A 21,904-nucleotide genomic window follows, 5' to 3' on the forward strand; every position below is an offset into this window, starting at 1 on the left:
TTAGCAAAACAATCTAATTTTGCTCTTGTTTGAAGGATTAATATGAAACTAAAATTATCATTTATTTTAATTTGCGCTGTAATCGCGTTGTCTGGTTGTGAGACTTTAAAACAAATAAAAGCTGAAAATGATCAAAAATTATTAAATCTTGCAAAAGAATCTTGCAGTAAATATGGTTTCGCGGAATCGACCGACAGTTTTGCTAATTGTGTTCAAAAAGAAATTAACGAAATTAAAAATAGATCAGCAATTGAATCTGCATCTAAAAATGTAAATGACAAATAGCGTAAAGTTTTAGTAACCGGATATAAGCGCAAAACTTGTAAGCCTGTTTCTGCTATTTTGAGACTGTCAAAAAGTAACAGTTAAATGGCAGGAATTACCACATTAGAGCCTTTTAGTATGCGACGTTAATTTCATTTATATCAGTAAAAAACAGCCCATGTGAACGGTAACGTTATTGGTTAAACAAATCCTTTGAAGTTTTGACAATTGTTTTCGTTGTAAATAGACCAAACCCCATGTTGACGGCAATATTAGGACAAGGTCAAAGCCCATGTAAACACTAACATTACCCCAACCTTTGCCCGTTCATTAATTGCCATGATTTTCATGCAAAACAAAAAAAACCTATGTTGACCTGTAAAAACTTGAGGTTGATTTTAGTGTATTGGGTAAATTAAATTAATTGTGAAACGGTAAGGTTACGGTAAGGCGTTAACCTTTCTCACCATATAATTGAAAAGGAATGTTCAAGAGCCATGACCAATAACTCAGATAAAAAAACACCTGTTAATGAAAAATCAGCTTACGCAACAATCCAACCTGGAGACAGACCAACAAAATCAAAGTTAGTTATACTGTTCCGAAAGTTGAAGCGGCAAGTGGTCACTGAACTACAAGACGACTACAAACCCCATGTGAACAACAAGATCGCCACTAGGCCAGATGATAAAACTAATGACGACTTTATTTGCTTCCACATGCGAGACGGCTCTAGCATAGCGAGTAGTGGAGGCGTTACCGTTATTGGTAAAAAACTTAAATAGTCTAGTAACTCGCTTTAAAGCATTTTTAAATGCAAACCTAGGCAAATAGACCACAAAACGATTTAATCAGCTAAATAACCTCATTTTGACGCCTTAAAAGGGTCATAAAACAACGTGAGAGCCTATACAATGACGGAACAATACCTTGATGAGCAAAACGTAAAGCGCACCGTTACTGGTGGTCGAATTTATGAGCTAAGCGAAATTGATAATTCCACCAGAACTGATTGGAGTGGCTTGCATATCAACTATGGCTATACACCTTATAAACGTACGTTTAAAGAAAAACTGATTGCATTTTTTAGTTGATGGAATAACTTTTGTTAGTTGCCTGTTTTACAAGATTATGAAGAAGATTGTTAACTGCTGATTACTCAGCACAACTTGATGTAATATCAAACGTTAGAGACAATCAAAGTAAGGTACAAGATTATGTCAACTACTTCAAATCAAATAACCCCACCGAAGAAAAGGCTAAGTCAGAAGGAATATTACGCCAAACGCTTGGCAGAAGGACTTACACCATCGCAGCTAAGGGAAGCGAGGACGTCATTGCCTCCCATAGTGCCGGTATAATCAGTCTCGAAGCTTTAGTGATAAAAAGAAATTCCCGTCTATAAAAAAGAATTGGTAGACAACAAAAGCAAATTGAATCAATTGGCGACAAATTTGCAAAATTTTTGCTTTTATTGAATGCTTAGTTTAAGTAAATAAAAGGAGTTTTAACGCTATGAAGTATTGGTGGGTAAGTCATTCAAAAACTTGTATGCACGAAATTAGTGGAGGGTTTCTTTGGTCTCCAAAGACGAACCGTAACGGAGGTAAAAACCCATATTATGACAATATGAAAATGGTAATGCCCGGTGATATTGTATATTCCTTCGCAAAAACCAAAATATCTGCAATTGGTATAATTCAATCTAAAAGTTATAATTCGAACATTCCAAAAACGCATATTAACTCTGAAAATGAGTGGATAAAAGATGATGGGTGGCGTATTGATGTTGAGTTTCACAAGTTAGATAATGTAATTAGACCAAGTAGTCACTTAGAGCAGCTAAAGCCAGTGCTTCCGAGTCGTTATTCCCCAATAAACCCAAAATCTGGAAGAGGAAATCAAGCTTATCTTTTTCCAATTGAAGGCCCTTTAGCAAATGTACTCAACTTATTAATAGGAGAAGAGAGCTTACAATTAATTTCGGGATTGAATTTGGAATTAACTAAGCAAAAGGAAGAAGAGTCTATTTTAACCGATATTGAAACTAGTACTTTCTTAAATGCAACTGAAAAGGAACAACTTGTTAAATCACGGATTGGTCAGGGAATATTTAGAACGAGAGTTGAGAAAATTAGTCCTTTTTGCCCTGTGACTAAAATAAGTGAAAAACCTCACCTAATAGCAAGTCACATTAAGCCTTGGCGTTACGCGACAAATAAAGAAAGATTGGATGGAAATAATGGACTTCTTCTAGCACCGCACATAGACCATTTATTCGACAAAGGCTATATAACCTTTAATGAACATGGGGAAATCATATTTTCAAAAGAACTATCGAATCAGGTTCAGAATGCTTTAGCTGTCAAAAAGGGTAAATTTGCCAAGTTCAATGATAAGCAAGCTTACTACATGAAATATCACCGAGAAAATATCTTTAAAAGTAACTAAATCTTATCAAGTACTCCGCCTCCAACAATCGAGGTTTTTACGACAAATTATTTTTGATTTTATTCATTGTAAAATTTTTTACTCATAAACTATGAATATTCTAATATAAATTATCTTCAGGCCTTCGAAGATAGCAAAGCCTGAAGTTTTTTGATGTTAATTTAAAATTTTGAAGAAATCATCAATAGCCAACCTGACTCATCAACTTTTCTTATAATTTTAGCTGTATCTTCATAAGTTGTAATATCACCATCAGATAAATCATCACGAAGAACTTTGAAGTCTGTATCGACAAAATATGCAATTCCGACGGAAAAGCCGTTAGCACTATCTTTATCCCTAACTGAAAACATAGGACCAAATGCAAACACACTAAGAGGGGCCCCTTCTTGTTTTACTAAATTGGTGGCTGCAAAAAAACCAATCCCTGTATCTCTGGCAATTGAATCAACTTTCCAAGGCCATAAATAGTGGGTCTCAAGTAAGACTGCTAAATTCATTTTGACCTCCCTATCAATATAGACTTTATTGATTTTTGCATCACCTTCACCAGTCGAATCAATTCTTACATCATCTATGTAAGCTGAGTCATAACTCATTACTGCAATACCGGGCGCCCAGTTAAATCCGTAAAATTTATTTGCATCTTCTTTCGCTTTTTCTGCCGTTTCCTGAACTTCTTTGACTTTTTCCTCGTTTTTATTTTCTAGCTTTTGAGTTATCTCAATAGCCTCTTGTGTATCTTTCACTACAGTTGGATCAGGAGTTGCTTTATTTAATTCTGCTTCTAATTTAGCTTTTTGTTTTGATTTTGCAATTTGAGTTGCCATAAGTTCCAATTCAGGAAAGTGCTTTGAGTAGCGCTTATCGAGTTGCCCCCCATCTGTTATACACTCTGTAAGTGAATTTTTTAACTCATAGATAGCGCCTCCTACAGAAGCTTTCGCCAGCATATTTTTATAGCTATTACCTAAATTCTCAGCATGACAAATATTACTTGTTTTAAACAAAATAGCGGATTGAGATGGGTTGTATTTATCCTCGTCTTCAGCAAAAGCATTGCTAAAAAATAATGAAGTTAAGGAAATTAATAGAAGTTTTTTCATGGTATATCCTTGTGTTAAATAATTTAAGAAACACAAAAGATAGGCTTACAACATAGAGAGAATATTTGATTTTAAGGTCCATCTAAATAGTCACATCATCCTTTGAATAATTACTTTAGATAAAATTAATATCTTCGTCAATAACGTAATGTTTTACAATCTGGAATTTAAAGGCAAGCGTTAACCATGTTATTGACTACTCGTTTTTCTGAAGGAATATAAGCTAAGCTATACTTTTCCATTACAGCATTAAAACGGCTTATATATTCACATCTATAGGAATGGTTAGGTGGAAGCCATTCATCAAGTCCTTTTGCCCCTTTTTGCCTGTTTAAAGTAGCATGAGTGAGTATTAGATTATCAAGGTCATTGGCAAACATTGCTTTACGTTCTCTGCTCCAACCATCTGCACCATGACCGTGTGCAAACTTTAAAGGAACAATGTGATCAAGGTCTAAATCATTCGATGTAGTAAACGTACCACCAGAATAAGGGTCGTACCATTCACCACCCAAAACGATGCATTGATTAACGGTTTTAAACTCAACTGGTTTAAGTGATGTTTGAATTAGTATTTCGTGTCTAGTGTTCTGACAATCATTATCTGTGTCCAACCAATGCGGCCAATCATCTCTGTTATAAAGCGTGACAAAGGCCCTGTTTTCCTCAATCGCTTCTGCAGTAGCTCTCTCGACTTGTTGAACTTTGCCCTCTGGTAAACGTCCACCCGCATCAATGCAAGCCGCTATAGTATCGAACGGTTTAAAATTCTTAGTCCTTTCATAGAAGGCGCTAGTCCTGTCATGGCAAATACCTGATGATGATTGTTTTACCTGTTCAACTTTGCCCTTCGGTAGTCGTCCACCATCATCTAAACAGTCAGCAATATTATCAAACGGTTTATAGTTCTTAGTCCGTTCAAATGATGCACTGCTTTTATCGTGACAAATACCTGAACTTGATTGTTTTACTTCGGGTTCGCTGCTGGTATTGGCTAGGACAGTGTTGTTGTTGTAAACGGCAACGAATAAACAAAAGAATAATCTTAGAAATTTGATTGATGAAGAGTTAAACATTGTTGACTCAGGAAAAGCGATATAGGCAGTTATATTGCCACGTTATAGGAACAAAGGGTACTTCCTATAATCTCAATTTATACGGGTAAGTAGCAGCGTAAACCAGCTCTAGTTACGAATTAATTTAGGGTTGGGTTGTTGTTTAGTTGCAGGTCAAAATATTTGACGAATAAAAAATCTTGAACTAGATTTACATTCAAACTATTCAAGGAAGAACGTTATGACCGCATATACTCCACCCCCCCTTCTAGTAAAAACTTGGCTTCAATTACTTGGTTTAAATTCAGAACCAGAAGCAGCAGCACACGCCAAACGAATGATTAATCGAAACTTTGGAAGTGTAGATCTGGCTGTTTTGTATCTTGAGCAATGCCAATTGAAGAAAGCAGGATAACAACTGAGGAATCAATATTTATAGGGTCCTCCCTAGGCCTTTGCTAGGTGGGTACGTAGCAGCGCACATATTCATTTCTAGCAAAATTACCGAAGTCATTTCATCGTCGTTATTTGGTATGGCTAAAAATATTATGGGTCCCTCTGACTAGATAACAACATGGGTACGTAGCAGCGCAACAAACGCCTTGTGCCAGAATTTTAAAACTCTACTTTTTGTTTATTTCGATACTTGGGCTACTTGTCGCTGGACCAGATTCTATGCAGCATCTCAATTAATAATCAGCAAGGCTAAAAGTAAAGCGGAGAAAATAGAAAATCTAATCTAGGCTAAATTCAATAACTAAACTGAGCGAGGCAATACCACAACCAACTTAACAGGGAGGGGCACCCAAAATCCCTCCACCTTTTGACTTGCAACACCGTAGCCCCCATTTATTTATACTCCCGCAACTTTAGAAATATTTTGTACTAATTCGAGCTTTGTAACTAATTTTTACCTTTCCACAGGCTTTTATATTTAATACACTTAACTAAGTTGGATTATTTAGATTCTTATAAGGAAATAAAAAATGGGAAAGTCGAAAACAGTATTTAATTACCTTTATGAGGGGGCCGTTTCTTTAGTTAAAAAACACACAGTTGAAATAATGTTAGCGGCAGGGATCTTCTGCATTATAGTGGGGTTACTGCTTAGGCTAATCACTAATGTATATTTAGAATTTCTGGGTGAGGTCATGTTCAGTAGCGGTAGTGCAATTTTGGGAGCAGGCGTCTTCGCAGCAATCATGAAGTCTTGGCAGTTTACTAACTTGTTCCAAAAACATATATTGACAGTTTTTACAGACCCTGCAGAGCTAAATGAGATAGCAGATGTTAGCGGTAGATGGTCTCTACTAACAAAATCTCGACTAAAATCAGTGCTACCTGATTTTCATGTTCAGGCAACAAAAAAGATTCAAGAACAGTTTTTTGATGAAGAGCTACAGTATCATTTTACAGACTACTCTCATGATTATGACATTAAAGTTTTAGATGATAATCAAATTTCTATTACCAACAAATTCCAAGCTGAAATAATTAAAAATCTAAACTGCCCTAAAATTGAATTTAAACAAAGCATTCGACCGCTTAATAAAGAAAATAAAGTCGAATTAATTTCAGTAATGATAAATGGGAAAAAATTTGAGATCACGGATGAACATTTTTATATGGATGTTGAGGATGAGGGGCTTTATTGGTTAAAAATTGACGTTTCCAACATTAATGGTAGTAAATTTAACATCGTGAGGGTTATAAGATATTCGCAAAACTTAGCTGATGAACCGTTTGTTCATGGAATTATCAGTAGGTATATTCAAGGTGGTAGCGTAAGAGCTAGGATTACTGAGGGTTACAATTTGTTTTTTCAGCAATTCGGATTAGGTGCCGATACAGATGATTCAATAGAGCATTACGACGGCTACCTAAGTTGGACTTTAGCTGAACGCGGGGACTTGCTATTACCCGGGCAGGGATATATGCTTGTAATAACAAAATCTATAATATAACTGCAATTTTACTAGACATAGGTAATTACACTTATGTATATTTGTTAGTATTGAAACTTAATAAAAAGATACTACTCTAAGTAAAGTAGGTTTAGACCAGAGGTGGAAGGATAATATATATGAACTCAACAGAGACAATCTAATCTTTAAGTATTAACATCAAAATGCCCACATCATTGTGGGCATTTTCATATAGAAATTAATTCCAATATAATTTTTTCTTAAAAACCTAATATATTTACCCATGGACAAAATTTATTTCCTCAAATACATGATGTTAGTAAGGTCTTGTCATTAGATGGCTCTGAGGTAGGTTATGACTAAATCCTAAAAATTTTTTCTGGTCAGAGCAGTATGTAAATTTAAAAGGTTACAAAAGGATATTTAGTAACACTAGAAGTAACATTGCTATCAATATAATTTATTATATTGATTAAAAACAATAGCTTAAGTTCTATAAATTGATCTGGCTCCGGGCACCATTTCTAAGTTTTAAATTCAAATCCCAATTCTTATACTGTTCTTTTTTCGCAAACACACCTACGCGGTGTTAGATTGTGTTTTAAAGCTTTGTAGATAACGTTTCAGTCAGTTTAATCTTCGGCACTTCCAAAGCCACAAGTCCAAAATAATGTTTTTCACTTCGACACAATATCTAGTTAGTCGTTTAAAAGTTTTTCTGTGTTAGTTTTACTAATTTCATGACGCCGTGAAAATCAATACGCATACTATTTAGGTTCGGGTTAACATATTCACTTACACCATTTTAGACCCACTTATTTTCACGGAGTGCACCATGACCCTCGCTGCTTATGAACACGCGGTTAATCTAATCGATAGAGCCAATAGTCAAGATCCAAATATTGAACACGCTGAGGGCAAAGATTGGCCAAAAGAGCGCCTCTATAGTCAGCGTATGTCTAACATGTTGGAACGTTACAGAAGTGATTCTGACTATGTGATAAAGCTAGCAATCCGCGGTCAACATATTCAGCGCTGGCAATCTCCTCGCAGTGCGTATCCTATGGACAGACAGGGATATCATCGTTGGCGTAGTGACCTTTATATTTTCCATGCCGATAAAGTCGCAGACGTGATGTTGCAAGCGGGTTTTAATGCAGAAGAGATTGAGCGGGCAAAAAATGCCGTGGCCAAAGTGGGTATCAAATCAAATCCTGATACTCAGTTACTCGAGGATGTGGTTGGTTTGGTGTTTATGGAGCATTACCTGCTGAATTTTGCCGCAAAACATGCAGATTATACTGAACAAAAATGGATAGATATCATCCGTAAAACGTGGGCAAAAATGTCAGAAGATGCCCATGCTTTTGTATTAGCTGGCAAAATAAGGCTACCAGAATCATTGACGCCAGTAATTTTAAAAGCTGTGAAAGCATAATCAATAGTTCTAAACCAATCTCAGATAATAAGAGCAAATCTGCTAAACTTTGAAAGGAGTTCTTAGGAGCTTAGTTTTCAATTAAATGAAATGATGAGCAAAATAACTTTGATTTTTTTAAGTCTCACTGACAGGCTTTAGTTTGGGAAAGACATTAAATATAGCCTGGTAGGAACTCAGTCGTTGCACTAAAAAAAGTTTAGTTGAGCGGCGGATGTATGTTCGATTTTTAATAATTACTAGTTTGACAGCTAGCCATTTTGCTTTTGGGCACTTAGGTGGGTTAATTACGCATCATCTTTGTGCCTTATATTGTAGTATAGTGAGTGCATAATAGAGTTTTAGGTATTCAGGTAATGAAAGGCCATTATAAATTGTCTTTAGATGGACAAATACTCATTTCCCACATTCAGGGGCAATGGTCTGGCACCACAGCACTGCGTTACGCAGAGGAGGTTAGGGAGCTTGTGGCTGGTATATCGGTACCTAATTTTGCGCATTTATTGTTTTTTGATGAATGGGAACTAGGTACACCTCAATCTCAGTTTATTACTGAAAGAACCGTAAGTTGGTTAGTCAGCAAAGGAATGAGTGTTTGTGCAGAAGTGTTTAGTCCTGACCATTTAAAAGAATTTATTCTTAATAAAGCAACAGCTGGTGTAAAAGGTAACTTGTCTATTCGGCGTTTTGATAAACAGGTTGATGCACTAGATTGGCTGGCAGCACGAGGGTTTGAACGAAGCAACAATAATTCAATAGACTTAGAAACGTTATAGAATATAAAGAGTAAAACCTAACATTAGTAATAGACTCTGACTGTGGTAAAGCCTTCAACGCTATCACAAGCTGATGTTCACTAAGTGAAGAGGAAGTATGAGGACTACTTTGTGTCATGAACATCCCTTCAAGATGCAATTAAAAGACGAGTTATCCCCGATACTATAAAATGAACATAAAAAAGCCACCTATGCAGATGGCTGGTTTCACTTTTGATTAATTACTATTGCTTTTGCACAGGCCCATAGTTGTTAGGGCCCTCATCACCTGATAAGCAGCCATTTTCAACAAAACTCCAAATAGCGCCAATAATCGGAACAAACCCAATTAGGATCCACCAGCCTGATTTATTGCGGTCGTGCCAGCGTTTTATAGGGATTGCTAAACATATCCAGATAAGCGGAATATAAAGTAGCGCAAAAAGCACCATAATAATTCCACTGGGCTCTGATTTTCCACCTGTCATTGCAGTAAGTATTCCTACAAACACTGCATAAATCAAAATGGTACCGAGTAATGAGAGCCAGTAAGTTTTTCTGCCAATTCGGCCCTTAAATGAAAAAAGTATTTCTTTGATTGTGAGTGTTTGAGTTTCCGTTTGAGGCTCTTGTAAATTTGCCTCAGGACTTGCATATACTTCGTTTGTCATTGTAATTCCCTGACGTAGTCTTATTTTTCGTAGTAGTACTGATATTTATCTAATCAGTTAATAACATAGTACACGGTATTTTAATAAGCCTGCAATAAAATATTTTGCACCTTGTTGGATAATTTTCTAAGCTAGAGAATTGAGCCAGATAAAGAAGGCAAGGTAATGGCTAGCATTAAAACTCAAGTAATCGATCGCAGAGTTGATGACTTCATCAGTGGCCTTGAGCATGAGCAACGTCGGCTGGATGCAGAAGTTTTGCAACGTTTGTTTAGTGATATTACTCAGCTACCAGCCCTGATGTGGGGGCAAAGCATCGTCGGTTATGGCGTTTATCATTATCAAACGACTGATAATAAAACTCAGCAATTTATGCGCACAGGATTCTCTCCCCGTAAGCAAAATTTAGCCGTTTATATCATGGCGGGTTTTTCTAAGCATGCCGAACTATTATCTCAATTAGGAAAACATACAGTCGGTAAATCATGTCTATATATCAATAAATTAACCGATGTAGATTTAGCGGTACTAGAACAACTAATTCTTGCGTCTTGGGCGGAAATGAACTCACGCTATCCTCACTAACTTGACTATTTACCCGTCCGCATTATGACTTAACACGTTTGTGTCTAGACTCAGTTGGCCCTATTATTAGGGCCAAAAGCTTAATTTAAGCTAAGGTCAACATTATCTATCTATCGCTCAGCTCAAAGGCGCCAGCAGGCTAGTAAGAATATCATTAGTTAAACTTAGTTTACCTTGCGTGACTTCTTCGGATAACAGGGCATTGGCCAACTCGGCTTTTCTCTCTTGAATCTGCTGAATTTTTTGTTCAATAGAATTTTCGATGATGAGCTTATAAACAAAAACGGGTTTGTCTTGCCCGATACGATAAGCACGATCAGTGGCCTGATTTTCTACCGCAGGATTCCACCACGGGTCAAAATGAATAACTGTGTCTGCAGCGGTTAAATTTAAACCTACGCCACCAGCTTTTAAACTGATCAAAAAAACTGGCACCTGGCCAGATTGAAATTGCTCAACCAATTCTTGGCGGTTTTTACTGCTACCTGTGAGTTTTACAAAAGCGATATTCTGCTCTTTTAGTTCAACTTCAATTAGGGCTAGCATGCTAGTGAACTGCGAAAAAATGAGAATTTTGCGACCTTCGTCGATCATCTCGGGTAGGGTTTCCATCAAAAATTCAAGCTTAGCTGACTGTGTAACTAATTTAGCACTGGGTAGCGACAGTAACTGCGGGTGATTACACACTTGGCGCAGTTTTAACAATGCATCGAGAATTTCAATTTGACTGCGTTGCAGTCCTTTTTGAGCAATCACTTCTTTTAATCGGCTGTCCATGGTCAGGCGCACTGATTCATATAGCTCAGCTTGTTTGCCTGATAATTGTAGTTTTTGCACAATAATAGTTTTTTCAGGTAATTCTTTAGCGATCCGCTCTTTGGTGCGCCTCAGAATAAACGGTTTTATGCGTTGGTTAAGCATGACTTTACGTTCATGGTCGTTATGTTTTTCAATGGGTGTTTTAAATAGCTTACTAAACTGTTTATAACCCGCTAAAAAGCCGGGTAACAAAAAGTTAAACTGGGCCCAGAATTCACCCAAATGGTTTTCCATTGGCGTGCCAGTTAAACACAGTTTATGGGATGCCTTTATTTTTAACACCGCTTGGTAAAGCTTGGTACTAGGGTTTTTAATGTAATGCGCTTCATCAAGAATTAAATAATAATAAAGTTGCTTGTGGTGCAGTTCGTTATCTTTTAATAAAAGCGGATAGCTGGTGATAACAATATCAAATTGCTCTAGCGTATCGAAATCTTCCTGACGCTTAGCCCCGTTAATCACAACGTAAGTAAGGCTTGGGGTAAATTTATCAATTTCATTAGCCCAATTAAATAACACACTGGTCGGGGCAATAATTAAAGTGGGTCCTTTTAATCGCCCTTGCTCTTTTTCTACCAGTAAGTGACTTAGGGTTTGAATGGTTTTACCCAAACCCATATCGTCGGCCAAAATACCGTTAAGTTCATATTCACGCAAAAACTGTAACCAATTTAGACCTTGGTGTTGATATTCGCGCAGCTCGGCTAATAGTAACTTTGGTACAGCAACAGTTTGAATGGCGTCAAAGTCACGCAGTTTTTCGGCAAGTTGACGTAATTTGTTAGCGCCAGTAGTAATGATCCCTTGATTATCTAATTCGCTGAGAGTTTGGTGGCCTTGGAAACGGGAAAGCCGCATGGTGCCATCTTTTTGCAAAGCACCAGGCATAAACAACTCAACAAATTGCTTAAGCAGTGGTTGAATACTTTGATAACGCAAAGCAATAAATTTGCCGTCTTCAATATCAACAAAAATCTTTTTGTCAGTGTCTAAATAATCTTGATCATTGAGCAATATATCATTGGGTAATTGTTCTAAAGCACTAAGTAAAATAGGAAAAGCCGCCATACTTTGACCATCAATTTGTAAATTAAGACCGATGGAAAAAAAGTCGTGACCATCTTCTTGTTTTACTTCAGCATCAAAAACACTGTCAGTTTCTAGTTCTTCGTATTGGAAACTGTCGTCAAAACTTATGTCCCAGCCTTTTTCCCTTAATACTGCCAACTGGTTATGTAAAAAAGCCAGCACCGTATGGCGACCTTGCAAGCTCATGACATAATCTGTATCGGTATTATCTTGATTCTTAAATAAAGGCACAGGTGGCATAAAATGCCATTTTTGTAAGGTGTCGATAACCTTATTTTCAAAAGCAAAATCCCGATAGAGCTTAGCTGTATCATCGCTCACGTGTACCTGAGGTTGTTTATCCAGTGGATGAACAAGGTTGCCTTGATAATCAAACTGCAATGTTAACTGTGCGCTATAGGCTTGCTGTTTATTAGGGCTGGCCAAATAAAGGTGGGGAATAGGGCGACTTAAGGCAAATCCTTTTTTTAATTGAGGCTTAGGCAGTTTTTCGACTATCTCGCCTAAGGTCATTTCTAATTTACTTAATATCCACGGCAACTTTTCTTCAGAAAAAGCGGGGCTATGCAAAAATTCAGCGTCATATTCACTGTTTAGGTCGGTTTCTACTAGACCAAGCTGGTTACTGCTAGGATCATAGTAGCTAATCGGTTGTGATTTAATTACGCGGATAAGCTCAGCAGAAGGATGGTCAAGTTGCAGATGTAACTTGTGTGCCGAGCCTAGTTTTCGCCATTGCCAATGCCCTTTTAAGGGAGTACCTAGGGTTATTGCATGGTTGAGATTACTTTCATCTTGCCAAAAACATCGGCCAGTGTTGATCAATTGTAACAAGGTATCATGTTGTTCTATGGCATCGGAAATATGGCGACCACGTATTACACTACTTATAATTTGCACGTCTTGGTCATTAACAAAAGATTGCTCAATAAGATCGCTATTTAAATATTCGTAACTTAATGTTTTACTCCAACCGCCATTCTTTTTTTGACTCGAAGTTTTAACCGTCAGTTGTAAGTAGTCATTGGGCGAGTAAGTGTTTTCACGCAGAAAATACAGCAAGGCTTTTTCACTTTGAAAACTTAAGGTTTGTTGGCCTGAAAACTTGTTTAGCCATTCTTCAATATGGTGATTTGAAGCGACATTGACATGCATATGTTTGAGATAATAATGAGCCAGTGCGGCGGCATGTTTGCAATCAAAATGCAGATAACAATTACAATAAGCTTTTACACTGTCAGTGTTAGCTTTGTATTCAAAGCGTGTAAGATACGTTTCGTTTTGGTGCGATTCACTTTTAACCGAACCCCTTAATATATTATCACTCACAGCGGCACTTACCACATATTGACCTTGATAGAGTCTTTCTCCCTTGGTCCAAGTTTGTTTACTAAATGCAGCGTGTAAAATTGTTTTGTTAAACATGTTTAAATCAAGAAACCTAAGGCTAGTGGGTAATTGAGAAGTAACTGTACGCAAAGTCGATTAAACTGGTTGCGTTGTAGTTGAGCTATAAATGAGGGTCTAATACCACTCATTATTTTGACCGCGTATTATAACATGGATTTGAGCTAATTTTTTTGCAATGACTTTTTTTGGGGATGTTGCGATGTTAATCGTCTATAAAACTTCGACTAATGACAATTTGAAAACTAGGATCCTAGCTTATTTTGTTTACATTCTCGTCTCTTTTCTACCCGCAATCGCCATGCTTTTACTACTGACCAGCGCCAAATATAATTTAGACTGAAATATCCCAGCAAGCCAAAAAATATTGAACAAATACCACAACCTAATAAAAATGCAGGGCCAATGGTTTCAACACTTTCTAACACCCACTGCCAACTTAGTTGGAAGGTAAATTTTTGTTCTGGTGCGCCGAGTACTTTAACGCCAACCAAATATGCTCCATAAAAAATAGGCGGCATAGTAAAGGGGTTAGTTAACCAAACGGTAGCGACTGCCAGTGGCAGGTTGACTCTTAAAGGTATTGCCACTGCAGCGGCTAACCACATCTGAAAGGGTACCGGCCAAAACGCAAAAAATAAGCCAATACCAAAGGCTCCGGCAGCTGAGCGGCGATTTAAATGCCATAAATTAGGATCATGCAGCAAGGTACCAAAAACCAGCAATACTTTATGTTGCTTAACCGTGTGTGGATTAGGTAAAAAGCGCTTAATAAACTTTTTCAGGATAATTCTCTATACTTACATTCTGATGGGATTATTATTTCTACATACTATGGACAGTAAACTTTTTATTTTCATTTTGGCCAGTATGAGTTCGTTATACTGGATTAATTTACCCAGCCTCACCATTACCTTGTGCTTGTTTTTTTTTACTATAATTAGTTTGTTGTATCGAAAAACGCGAACAGCAGCCTTTGCCTTTGTCGGCTTCTCGTGGATGGCGAGTGTAGGTCATTGGCAATACTCTTTGCAACTCCCTTTAACGCAAATTCAACAAGCCGTTTGGGTTGAAGGACGAATAGAGTCTTTGAATCATGAAACAACTCATCCACGATTTAATCTCAGTATTGAGCAAATTGAAACACGACCCTTGTCGGTTAAGCGCTTAATAAGAGTGAGCTGGAACAATGCGTTATGGCCAATAAAGCAAGGCCAGCAAGTGCGCTTGCTGGTCAAACTCAAACCCCCGCATGGGCTTGCTAATGAAGCGGGGTTTAATTATCAGCAATGGTTGTTCAGCGAAAATATAACTGCAACAGGATATGTCAAAACTAACACTCTTAATCAACTGCTCGACAATAATATCAGTTTTAGACAACAAGCTTTGGAGCGATTGATGCAACTTAAGCTCCACAATGAGCGTTGGATTATCGCTCTAACCTTAGGATATCGAGGCTTGCTGCAGACTGAGGATTGGTCGTTGGTGCAGTCCACGGGTATTGCACATTTAATTGCTATCTCTGGGCTACATTTAGCTTTAGTCGCGACCATGAGCTATTTTATTCTCGCTTGGTTAATGGGCCTGATCATCAGTCGTTTTTATCAGTTACATGGTCTGAATCTGCACAAATTGGCCATTGTCGCGACCCTATTTACCACTTACGCTTATGCTGCATTGGCCGGATTTGGTTTACCTACTCTAAGAGCGTGGTTAAGCCTTTTGCTCTTGGTTTGCTTATTTTTAGCCAATTTAAGCGTCACCTTACGTCGTGTCTTACTCATATGTTTGTTGTGCTTTATTGTGCTGTTTCCCCTCAGTTTATTTGGCTTGAGTTTTTGGCTCAGTTATTCGGCCGTGGCTATTATCATTTTTGTGTCTTGGCGGTGGCCAAGTCAAGCACGTGGTTTTAACTTGTTGACTAGTTTTAAGCTGATGCTACGCATACAACTGGCTCTGAGTTTATTGATGTTGCCCATTATTGCTTGGCAGTTTGGCTATGTTTCTTTGCTTTCACCCTTAGTCAATTTAGTCGCGGTGCCCTTTGTGACGCTCCTTTTAGTGCCGTTGTGTCTTTTGGCAATAATGTGTTTGGTATACTGGCAAAGTGCAGGAAGTTTATTGTTTGGCTGGGTAGATCAACTGCTGAATGTGGCATTGCACTATTTACAACAAACTCTAAGCTTAAGCTGGGGAGTTTGGCAGTTACCCGCGATCCCCTTAGGCGCATGGGTAATGTTTTTATTGGCTTTAGTGGGTTTACTGCTACCTCATGTTGGCAAAACCAAGCCTTATCTTTTCTTGTTGTTTATGCCTGTATTGAGTTTTGCGTTGACGTCGAATAATACAGATTGGCAAATTGATGTATTGGATGTGGGGCAGGGTACGGCGGTCGTTGTCAGTAAACAAGGCAGAGCACTGTTGTACGATGTGGGGCCAGCTTATCCCAGCGGTTTTAATATGGCTGATAGTGTTATTTTACCTTTATTAAAAGCCCGCGGAATTAAGCACTTAGATTATGTTGTTATTAGTCATTGGGACAACGATCACAGTGGCAGTTTACCAGTCTTACAAAAACACATGTCTATAGGGCAAATAATCACCACAGATAAATTGTGTCGACGAGATCAATCGATAAAGTGGCAAGGATTAAGTCTAAACATGCTGTGGCCTGATGATCCTGTGCTGCATAATGACAACAATAGCTCCTGCGTAATGCAAATAAGCGATGGCGTTCACAGCGCATTGTTGCCAGGCGATATTGATGCTCGCATCGAAAGAGGCTTAGTTCAATATTGGGGGGACCGCCTCAAAAGTGATATTCTAATAGCTTCTCATCATGGCAGTAATACCTCATCGTCAGGCTTATTTATTCAACAAGTGTCAGCAGATTATGTAGTATTTACCCAAGGTTTTATGAATCGTTGGCAATTTCCTCGACAAGAGGTCTTAGCACGATTTGCCCATAGCCCAGCTACCCTATATACCAGCGCAGATGCAGGGCAAGTGAGTTTTAAGCTTGTCTATCAGTCTAACGCAGTGATTGAAGTGTCTACTTTTCGCCAAGATTACTATCCGTATTGGTACAGTAACTTTCCAGAATGAATTTCTTTATTCCTTGCCAACTCCTAACAATCTTTAGTCTTTTCTTTAGCGATTTACATCCTACGTTTTATGTAAATACAGTATAACTTAGGGTATTTGTGGTTTTATTACGCATAAAGTTGAAAAGATCTTGATGAAAGTTGGGGAATTAACCTCAAACAGTTACACTAGCATGGTAATTTAAAAATTTTAGAAAGCCCATATTGCATGACAGTTGAAACCTCTGCTATTTCGCCAGATCCAGACAAGATCTTTTATCGTTTTAAACAATATTTAAAACCCTACAAACTAGCTTTTTTTGTGGCGATCATCGGCATGATTGGCTATTCGGCTATTGACGTTTATGTTATCTCTCGACTTAAACCGGTGATAGATGACAGCTTGGGTAACGGCAATTACGAGTATTTGCGCATTGCCGCGTATTTTATTGTACCAATCTTTATTCTGCGCGGGATTTTTAACTTTTTAGGCAGTTATACTGTTGCTTGGATTGGCAGTAATATTGTGATGACAATGCGTCAAACCCTGTTTTCACAGTACATCCACTTACCGGTTGAATATCATGATAAAAACAGCACAGGTAGCTTAATATCTAAAGTCATTTATGACACCGAACAAGTTTCTAATGCGGCCGGTAAAGCCCTATTAACCCTGGTGCAAGAAGGCGCTCTGGTTATCGGATTATTAATTTCGATGTTTTATTATTCATGGCAATTGTCTTTGATTTTTGTATTGATTGGGCCAGTTGTAGCCATCGTAGTGTCTATCGTTAGTAAACGGTTTAGAGCCGTCAGTAAACGTATTCAGCAGACTATGGGCTCGCTCACATCTTCGGTTGAGCAAGCACTTAAAGGCCACAAAGTGGTTTTGATGTTTGGTGGACAAAATCTTGAAGACGAGCATTTTAGACAGAAAAATAATCATAATCGCCAACAGAATATGAAGCTCATTGTGGCCCGTATTCTCAGCGTATCTTCTATTCAAGTTATCGCCTCCATTGCCTTGGCGTTTGTTTTATATGTCGCCAGTTTCCCTCATTTAGTTGAGTCTTTAACTCCCGGTATATTTGTCAATGTAGTAGTTAATATGGTGATGTTACTTAAACCCCTTAAACAACTGACTACCGTAAATAGTGAATTTCAGCGTGGTATGGCAGCCTGCAGTAGTATTTTTGATGTTATGGATCAGGAGATTGAACTCGACAAAGGGCAACATAACCTCGCCCGTGCTCAAGGCAGCATCGAATTCAAAGACGTCACTTTTTGTTATGCAAACAAGGTTAATCCTGCTCTTAAAAATATCTCATTTAGTGTCAAGCCAGGACAAACTTGCGCCTTAGTGGGGCGCTCTGGTAGCGGTAAATCGACCATTGCGAGTTTATTAACCCGTTTCTACAACCATCAGCAGGGTCAAATACTATTAGACGATATCAAGTTAGATGATATTCCACTGAAAGATCTACGCCGACAATTTGCTTTAGTTTCACAACACGTGGTGTTATTCAACGATACCATTGCCAATAATATTGCTTATGGCACTCAGGGCAAGGTTGATCGTGACAAAGTATTAGCCGCGGCTAAAACGGCTCATGTTATGGAATTTTTAACACAACTTCCTAATGGCCTAGACACCATAGTGGGAGAAAACGGATTTATGCTGTCTGGCGGGCAACGCCAGCGTATAGCCATTGCGCGCGCTTTGTTTATTGATGCCCCAGTTTTGATACTCGACGAGGCTACCTCGGCCCTTGATACTGAGTCAGAGCGTTTGATTCAAGATGCCTTATACAAATTACAACAAAACCGTACCAGTATCGTGGTGGCACATCGCCTGTCTACTATTGAAAATGCAGACACTATATTGGTGATTGAAAGTGGTCAAATTATTGAGCAGGGAAATCATCAAGACTTACTTGGAAAACAGGGTACCTACGCACAATTACACAACATGCAATTTGGTGAAGAGTTAACGAGTGCTTAGCCTTACCCAACTATGGTATGCCCCGCGTTGGTATCACTGGCCAGTGATCATCGTATTATTACCATTGACCCTAGTGTTTGCCTTACTCGCCATATTACGGCGTTTTGCCTTTCGAACAGGCTTTAAAAAATCAACCAAAATTGCGGCGCCGGTTATCATAGTGGGTAACATTAGCGTTGGGGGCAACGGAAAAACCCCCTTAGTGGTGTATTTGGCCCAGTTACTGCAAAAACAAGGTTTCCAACCGGGCATATTAACCCGAGGTTATGGCGGCAATAGTACGGTATATCCGCTAGCAGTGACTGCGCAAAGTTTAGTTACGCAGGTAGGCGATGAGCCGATGTTAATGCGTCAGCATGTAAGCTGTCCTCTGGTCGTTGATCCCATTCGTGCCCGCGGAGCCCAGTATTTACTCGAGCAATTTCAGTGTAATGTGATAATTTGTGACGATGGTTTACAGCACTACGCCTTACAGCGCGATATTGAAATCGTGGTAATGGATGGTAAACGGGGTTTAGGTAATCAACTTTTATTGCCGGCCGGGCCATTACGCGAGCGAGCATGGCGATTAAAAAGTGCTGATTTTATTGTCATAAATGGCCAGACTAAGGTAGAGCATGAATTTGCCATGAGTTTGCTACCGGGTGATTTAATTAACGTTAAAAACCCTAATATTAGCTGCAAAGTGAGTGAGTTAATGGGCCCAGTGACTGCCTTGGCGGGCATTGGCCATCCGCAACGTTTTTTCGACTTGTTGGCGAAGTATCCTCTAAAACTACACAACACCTTAAGTTTTGTCGACCATCATCAGTTTAGTGTTAATGATCTGCCAGCAGAAACCATTATAATGACCGAAAAAGACGCAGTGAAATGTCGTGAATTTGCCCATCAAGATTGTTGGTATTTGCCAGTGCAAGCCCAGTTATCTGAGTCTTTTGCTCAACAATTATTAAGCAAGTTGCGCAACATAAATACTGCACAATCAACATAGATATAAAGAGAATATTATGGCCTTTGATAAAAAATTATTGGAAGTACTAGCTTGTCCTGCGTGCAAAGGTAGCCTTGTCTATCAAGCGAATAATGCCCAACTCATTTGTAAATTTGACCGATTAGTATATCCCATTATTGATAATATTCCGGTTCTACTTGAGTCGGAAGCTAAGTCAGTCAGTAGTGAAGAACTAGAACAGTTAGTAAAATAGGGCGCAATGCTCAGTCAACCCCAGTTGAATAATTCCATGTTGATAAGAGGCTTACCATGAATTTTAGTGTGATCATTCCCGCTCGTTATGCATCTACCCGTTTTCCAGGTAAACCCTTAGTGGATATCAACGGTAAGCCTATGGTGCAACATGTTTATGAACGTGCGGTCGAGTCGGGGGCAAGTAGGGTAATAGTGGCAACTGACGACCTCAGAATTGCCAAAGTTGTCAGTGATTTTGGTGGTCACTATTGCATGACTGCAGCTCATCACGAATCAGGTACCGAACGTCTAGCTGAAGTTATTGATATGGAAGGTTTTTTATCCCATGAATTAGTGGTTAATGTGCAAGGCGACGAACCTTTTATTCCGGCTATTAATATTCAACAAGTCGCAGAGAACTTGCATCATCACCAACAAGCTGAAATGGCCACCTTGGCTGTCAAAATTACCGATGTTGAAGAAGCATTTAATCCTAATGTGGTTAAAGTTATTACCGACAAACAAGGTTATGCCTTGTACTTTAGTCGTGCCACTATTCCATATGATCGTTCACGCTTTTTAGATGAAGAAGTCATAGACGAGATAGGTGATTATTATCTGCGCCACATAGGCATATACGCCTACCGCGCTGGTTTTATTAAACAATATGTCAGCATGTCGCCATCAGGTTTAGAGCAAATTGAATCACTCGAACAATTACGCGTTTTATGGCATGGTGAAAAAATTCATGTAGATATTGCTCGTCAAACACCGCCTACAGGTATTGATACGCCGGAAGATTTAGTCCGTTTGTTAGCGGCTCAAAAGGCCTAATATTCACGATGCTGACTGACTCAATCAGCATCGACGATGCCCGCAAGTTAGTATTAATCAGTCAAGGCCTGCATCGGGCCAATCCGTTTGGGAGCGGTATTCAAGCCTCTCTTGAAGTGATAAAACGCTTAAGTTACGTGCAAATTGATACGATTTCAGTTATCGAGCGCGCGCATCATCATAGTGTATGGAACCGACAAAGCACTTACACAAAAAGTCATCTCGATACGCTGATGGAGCACCAGCAAATTTTTGAATATTGGTCACATGCTGCCGCGTATTTACCCATGGCAGATTATCGCTTTTCATTACCCCGTAAGCAGGCCATTGCATCCGGTAAAAAACACTGGCATGAAAAAAATACTGCACTTACCAAGTCTATTTTGCAACGCATCGCGCAAGAAGGGCCTTTGCAAGCCAGAGACTTTGAGCGAGGAAGTGTAGCTAAAAACAGTGGGTGGTGGGATTGGAAACCGGCTAAAAAAGCCTTAGAGCAGCTTTTTATGGAAGGCGAGTTGATGGTATTAAAACGTCAGGGCTTTCAAAAGGTGTATGACTTAACTGAAAGGGTCGTACCTGAGGGAGTTGATGCATCATACCCAACAGAGCAAGAATTCAATCATCATTTGATATTGCGCTTTTTAGCCGCTCATGGCCTAGGAATGGCTAGTGAGATGACCTATTTACGCAAAGGTATTAAAAATAAGTTAAGTGCGGCTTGTGAGCAACTGGTGGAAGATAAACAGTTGCTCACATTGGATTGCCAAGGCAGACAATATTATGCTTTGCCACAGAGTTTAAGCGTGTTGAAACAGGGTCTAGGGCGTAAGCAAGTGAGGTTTTTATCGCCCTTTGATAATCTTCTGATCCAACGCAAACGAACCAAACAATTATTTGATTTTGATTATCAAATCGAATGTTATGTACCAGAGGCTAAACGTCAATATGGTTATTTTAGTTTACCCATACTTTGGGGGCGCGCGTTTGCCGGTCGTATGGATGCAAAAATAAGCCGTAAATCAGGGGTATTGTCATTGCAACATTTACAACTTGATACCGCTGATATAGACGCTTTACTGGTCGATTTAATTCCAGCTTTGCAGGCTTTTTTACGTTTTAATCAAGGGACAGAAATAAGCCTTAAACATATTTCAACCCCCCAACACGTGACTCAAGTGCAGCGCGATTTTCTAAAACAGCAAATTGAATTAATTACACTAAACTAAGCGTGGTA

20 protein-coding genes are annotated in these 21,904 nt (G+C 38.8%); 15 read left to right on the forward strand and 5 right to left on the reverse strand.

Annotation, left to right across the window (positions count from 1 at the left end):
* Nucleotides 1-42 precede the first annotated feature (42 nt).
* From ABKW31_RS05905 to ABKW31_RS05920, 4 genes are all read left to right on the forward strand, one after another.
* Nucleotides 43-285, forward strand: a complete 243-nt coding sequence (locus ABKW31_RS05905; RefSeq protein WP_348615350.1) for a hypothetical protein — start codon at nucleotides 43-45, stop codon at nucleotides 283-285.
* A 476-nt stretch (nucleotides 286-761) separates the two neighbouring features.
* On the forward strand, nucleotides 762-1,049 hold the full coding sequence (locus ABKW31_RS05910; RefSeq protein ID WP_348615351.1) for a hypothetical protein: 288 nt from the start codon (nucleotides 762-764) through the stop codon (nucleotides 1,047-1,049).
* Nucleotides 1,050-1,178: 129 nt separating this feature from the next.
* Nucleotides 1,179-1,358 (forward strand): hypothetical protein, encoded by a 180-nt coding sequence (locus ABKW31_RS05915; protein ID WP_348615352.1) that lies wholly within the window; start codon nucleotides 1,179-1,181, stop codon nucleotides 1,356-1,358.
* A gap of 421 nt (nucleotides 1,359-1,779) precedes the next feature.
* Nucleotides 1,780-2,715: an HNH endonuclease gene (locus ABKW31_RS05920; RefSeq protein WP_348615353.1), complete on the forward strand. Its 936-nt coding sequence runs from the start codon at nucleotides 1,780-1,782 to the stop codon at nucleotides 2,713-2,715.
* 161 nt (nucleotides 2,716-2,876) lie between these two features.
* Here the strand turns inward: ABKW31_RS05920 and ABKW31_RS05925 are convergent, their stop codons facing one another.
* Both ABKW31_RS05925 and ABKW31_RS05930 read right to left on the reverse strand, forming a co-directional pair.
* Complete coding sequence (locus ABKW31_RS05925; RefSeq protein WP_348615354.1) at nucleotides 2,877-3,821, reverse strand: hypothetical protein; 945 nt, start codon at nucleotides 3,819-3,821, stop codon at nucleotides 2,877-2,879.
* A gap of 167 nt (nucleotides 3,822-3,988) precedes the next feature.
* Entirely contained in the window at nucleotides 3,989-4,897 is a 909-nt protein-coding gene (locus ABKW31_RS05930; RefSeq protein WP_348615355.1) for an HNH endonuclease family protein, read from the reverse strand.
* A 220-nt stretch (nucleotides 4,898-5,117) separates the two neighbouring features.
* On the opposite strand from ABKW31_RS05930, the gene ABKW31_RS05935 reads away from it, so the two are divergent.
* The 4 genes from ABKW31_RS05935 (at nucleotide 5,118) to ABKW31_RS05950 (ending at nucleotide 9,015) form a co-directional block, all read left to right on the forward strand.
* Entirely contained in the window at nucleotides 5,118-5,291 is a 174-nt protein-coding gene (locus tag ABKW31_RS05935; protein WP_348615356.1) for a hypothetical protein, read from the forward strand.
* A 571-nt stretch (nucleotides 5,292-5,862) separates the two neighbouring features.
* Nucleotides 5,863-6,840, forward strand: a complete 978-nt coding sequence (locus ABKW31_RS05940; RefSeq protein WP_348615357.1) for a hypothetical protein — start codon at nucleotides 5,863-5,865, stop codon at nucleotides 6,838-6,840.
* Between the two features lie 796 nt (nucleotides 6,841-7,636).
* Nucleotides 7,637-8,239, forward strand: coding sequence for a DUF4202 domain-containing protein (locus tag ABKW31_RS05945; protein ID WP_348615358.1), 603 nt, complete (start codon nucleotides 7,637-7,639; stop codon nucleotides 8,237-8,239).
* Between the two features lie 356 nt (nucleotides 8,240-8,595).
* Nucleotides 8,596-9,015: a hypothetical protein gene (locus ABKW31_RS05950; RefSeq protein ID WP_348615359.1), complete on the forward strand. Its 420-nt coding sequence runs from the start codon at nucleotides 8,596-8,598 to the stop codon at nucleotides 9,013-9,015.
* A gap of 224 nt (nucleotides 9,016-9,239) precedes the next feature.
* Here the strand turns inward: ABKW31_RS05950 and ABKW31_RS05955 are convergent, their stop codons facing one another.
* Complete coding sequence (locus ABKW31_RS05955) at nucleotides 9,240-9,665, reverse strand: DUF805 domain-containing protein (protein WP_348615360.1); 426 nt, start codon at nucleotides 9,663-9,665, stop codon at nucleotides 9,240-9,242.
* A 165-nt stretch (nucleotides 9,666-9,830) separates the two neighbouring features.
* Here ABKW31_RS05955 and ABKW31_RS05960 point away from each other — a divergent pair, with 165 nt between their 5' ends.
* Nucleotides 9,831-10,250 (forward strand): DUF1801 domain-containing protein, encoded by a 420-nt coding sequence (locus ABKW31_RS05960; protein ID WP_348615361.1) that lies wholly within the window; start codon nucleotides 9,831-9,833, stop codon nucleotides 10,248-10,250.
* 117 nt (nucleotides 10,251-10,367) lie between these two features.
* On the opposite strand, the gene ABKW31_RS05965 is transcribed toward ABKW31_RS05960, so the two are convergent.
* The gene (locus tag ABKW31_RS05965; RefSeq protein ID WP_348615362.1) at nucleotides 10,368-13,583 is read right to left on the reverse strand and encodes an SNF2-related protein; all 3,216 of its coding nucleotides are present in this window, start codon (nucleotides 13,581-13,583) and stop codon (nucleotides 10,368-10,370) included.
* Between the two features lie 227 nt (nucleotides 13,584-13,810).
* A complete protein-coding gene (locus ABKW31_RS05970; RefSeq protein ID WP_348615650.1) occupies nucleotides 13,811-14,353 on the reverse strand; it encodes a DUF2062 domain-containing protein in 543 nt (180 codons plus the stop codon).
* Between the two features lie 82 nt (nucleotides 14,354-14,435).
* On the opposite strand from ABKW31_RS05970, the gene ABKW31_RS05975 reads away from it, so the two are divergent.
* From ABKW31_RS05975 to ABKW31_RS06000, 6 genes are all read left to right on the forward strand, one after another.
* Nucleotides 14,436-16,670: a DNA internalization-related competence protein ComEC/Rec2 gene (locus ABKW31_RS05975; protein WP_348615363.1), complete on the forward strand. Its 2,235-nt coding sequence runs from the start codon at nucleotides 14,436-14,438 to the stop codon at nucleotides 16,668-16,670.
* 207 nt (nucleotides 16,671-16,877) lie between these two features.
* Nucleotides 16,878-18,650: a lipid A export permease/ATP-binding protein MsbA gene (gene msbA / locus ABKW31_RS05980; protein WP_348615365.1), complete on the forward strand. Its 1,773-nt coding sequence runs from the start codon at nucleotides 16,878-16,880 to the stop codon at nucleotides 18,648-18,650.
* Nucleotides 18,643-19,641 carry a tetraacyldisaccharide 4'-kinase gene (gene lpxK / locus ABKW31_RS05985; RefSeq protein ID WP_348615366.1) on the forward strand — a complete coding sequence of 333 codons (999 nt, stop codon included), beginning with the start codon at nucleotides 18,643-18,645 and terminating at the stop codon, nucleotides 19,639-19,641. Before msbA ends, lpxK begins: the two co-directional genes overlap by 8 nt.
* A 16-nt stretch (nucleotides 19,642-19,657) precedes the next feature.
* Nucleotides 19,658-19,855: a Trm112 family protein gene (locus ABKW31_RS05990; RefSeq protein ID WP_348615367.1), complete on the forward strand. Its 198-nt coding sequence runs from the start codon at nucleotides 19,658-19,660 to the stop codon at nucleotides 19,853-19,855.
* A 56-nt stretch (nucleotides 19,856-19,911) separates the two neighbouring features.
* The gene (kdsB, locus tag ABKW31_RS05995) at nucleotides 19,912-20,670 is read left to right on the forward strand and encodes a 3-deoxy-manno-octulosonate cytidylyltransferase (protein ID WP_348615368.1); all 759 of its coding nucleotides are present in this window, start codon (nucleotides 19,912-19,914) and stop codon (nucleotides 20,668-20,670) included.
* Nucleotides 20,671-20,678: 8 nt separating this feature from the next.
* Nucleotides 20,679-21,896 (forward strand): crosslink repair DNA glycosylase YcaQ family protein, encoded by a 1,218-nt coding sequence (locus tag ABKW31_RS06000; protein ID WP_348615369.1) that lies wholly within the window; start codon nucleotides 20,679-20,681, stop codon nucleotides 21,894-21,896.
* Nucleotides 21,897-21,904 lie beyond the last annotated feature (8 nt).

Origin of the sequence: Paraglaciecola sp. 25GB23A (genome assembly GCF_040012495.1) — a bacterium.
Taxonomy (GTDB): Bacteria; Pseudomonadota; Gammaproteobacteria; order Enterobacterales; family Alteromonadaceae; genus Paraglaciecola.

Coding starts and splice junctions, on each gene's coding strand:
- ABKW31_RS05905 (WP_348615350.1), top strand. CDS start 43: ATGAAACTAAAATTATCATTTATTTTAATTTGCGCTGTAATCGCGTTG.
- ABKW31_RS05910 (WP_348615351.1), top strand. CDS start 762: ATGACCAATAACTCAGATAAAAAAACACCTGTTAATGAAAAATCAGCT.
- ABKW31_RS05915 (WP_348615352.1), top strand. CDS start 1,179: ATGACGGAACAATACCTTGATGAGCAAAACGTAAAGCGCACCGTTACT.
- ABKW31_RS05920 (WP_348615353.1), top strand. CDS start 1,780: ATGAAGTATTGGTGGGTAAGTCATTCAAAAACTTGTATGCACGAAATT.
- ABKW31_RS05925 (WP_348615354.1), bottom strand. CDS start 3,821: ATGAAAAAACTTCTATTAATTTCCTTAACTTCATTATTTTTTAGCAAT.
- ABKW31_RS05930 (WP_348615355.1), bottom strand. CDS start 4,897: ATGTTTAACTCTTCATCAATCAAATTTCTAAGATTATTCTTTTGTTTA.
- ABKW31_RS05935 (WP_348615356.1), top strand. CDS start 5,118: ATGACCGCATATACTCCACCCCCCCTTCTAGTAAAAACTTGGCTTCAA.
- ABKW31_RS05940 (WP_348615357.1), top strand. CDS start 5,863: ATGGGAAAGTCGAAAACAGTATTTAATTACCTTTATGAGGGGGCCGTT.
- ABKW31_RS05945 (WP_348615358.1), top strand. CDS start 7,637: ATGACCCTCGCTGCTTATGAACACGCGGTTAATCTAATCGATAGAGCC.
- ABKW31_RS05950 (WP_348615359.1), top strand. CDS start 8,596: ATGAAAGGCCATTATAAATTGTCTTTAGATGGACAAATACTCATTTCC.
- ABKW31_RS05955 (WP_348615360.1), bottom strand. CDS start 9,665: ATGACAAACGAAGTATATGCAAGTCCTGAGGCAAATTTACAAGAGCCT.
- ABKW31_RS05960 (WP_348615361.1), top strand. CDS start 9,831: ATGGCTAGCATTAAAACTCAAGTAATCGATCGCAGAGTTGATGACTTC.
- ABKW31_RS05965 (WP_348615362.1), bottom strand. CDS start 13,583: ATGTTTAACAAAACAATTTTACACGCTGCATTTAGTAAACAAACTTGG.
- ABKW31_RS05975 (WP_348615363.1), top strand. CDS start 14,436: ATGAGTTCGTTATACTGGATTAATTTACCCAGCCTCACCATTACCTTG.
- msbA (WP_348615365.1), top strand. CDS start 16,878: ATGACAGTTGAAACCTCTGCTATTTCGCCAGATCCAGACAAGATCTTT.
- ABKW31_RS05990 (WP_348615367.1), top strand. CDS start 19,658: ATGGCCTTTGATAAAAAATTATTGGAAGTACTAGCTTGTCCTGCGTGC.
- kdsB (WP_348615368.1), top strand. CDS start 19,912: ATGAATTTTAGTGTGATCATTCCCGCTCGTTATGCATCTACCCGTTTT.
- ABKW31_RS06000 (WP_348615369.1), top strand. CDS start 20,679: ATGCTGACTGACTCAATCAGCATCGACGATGCCCGCAAGTTAGTATTA.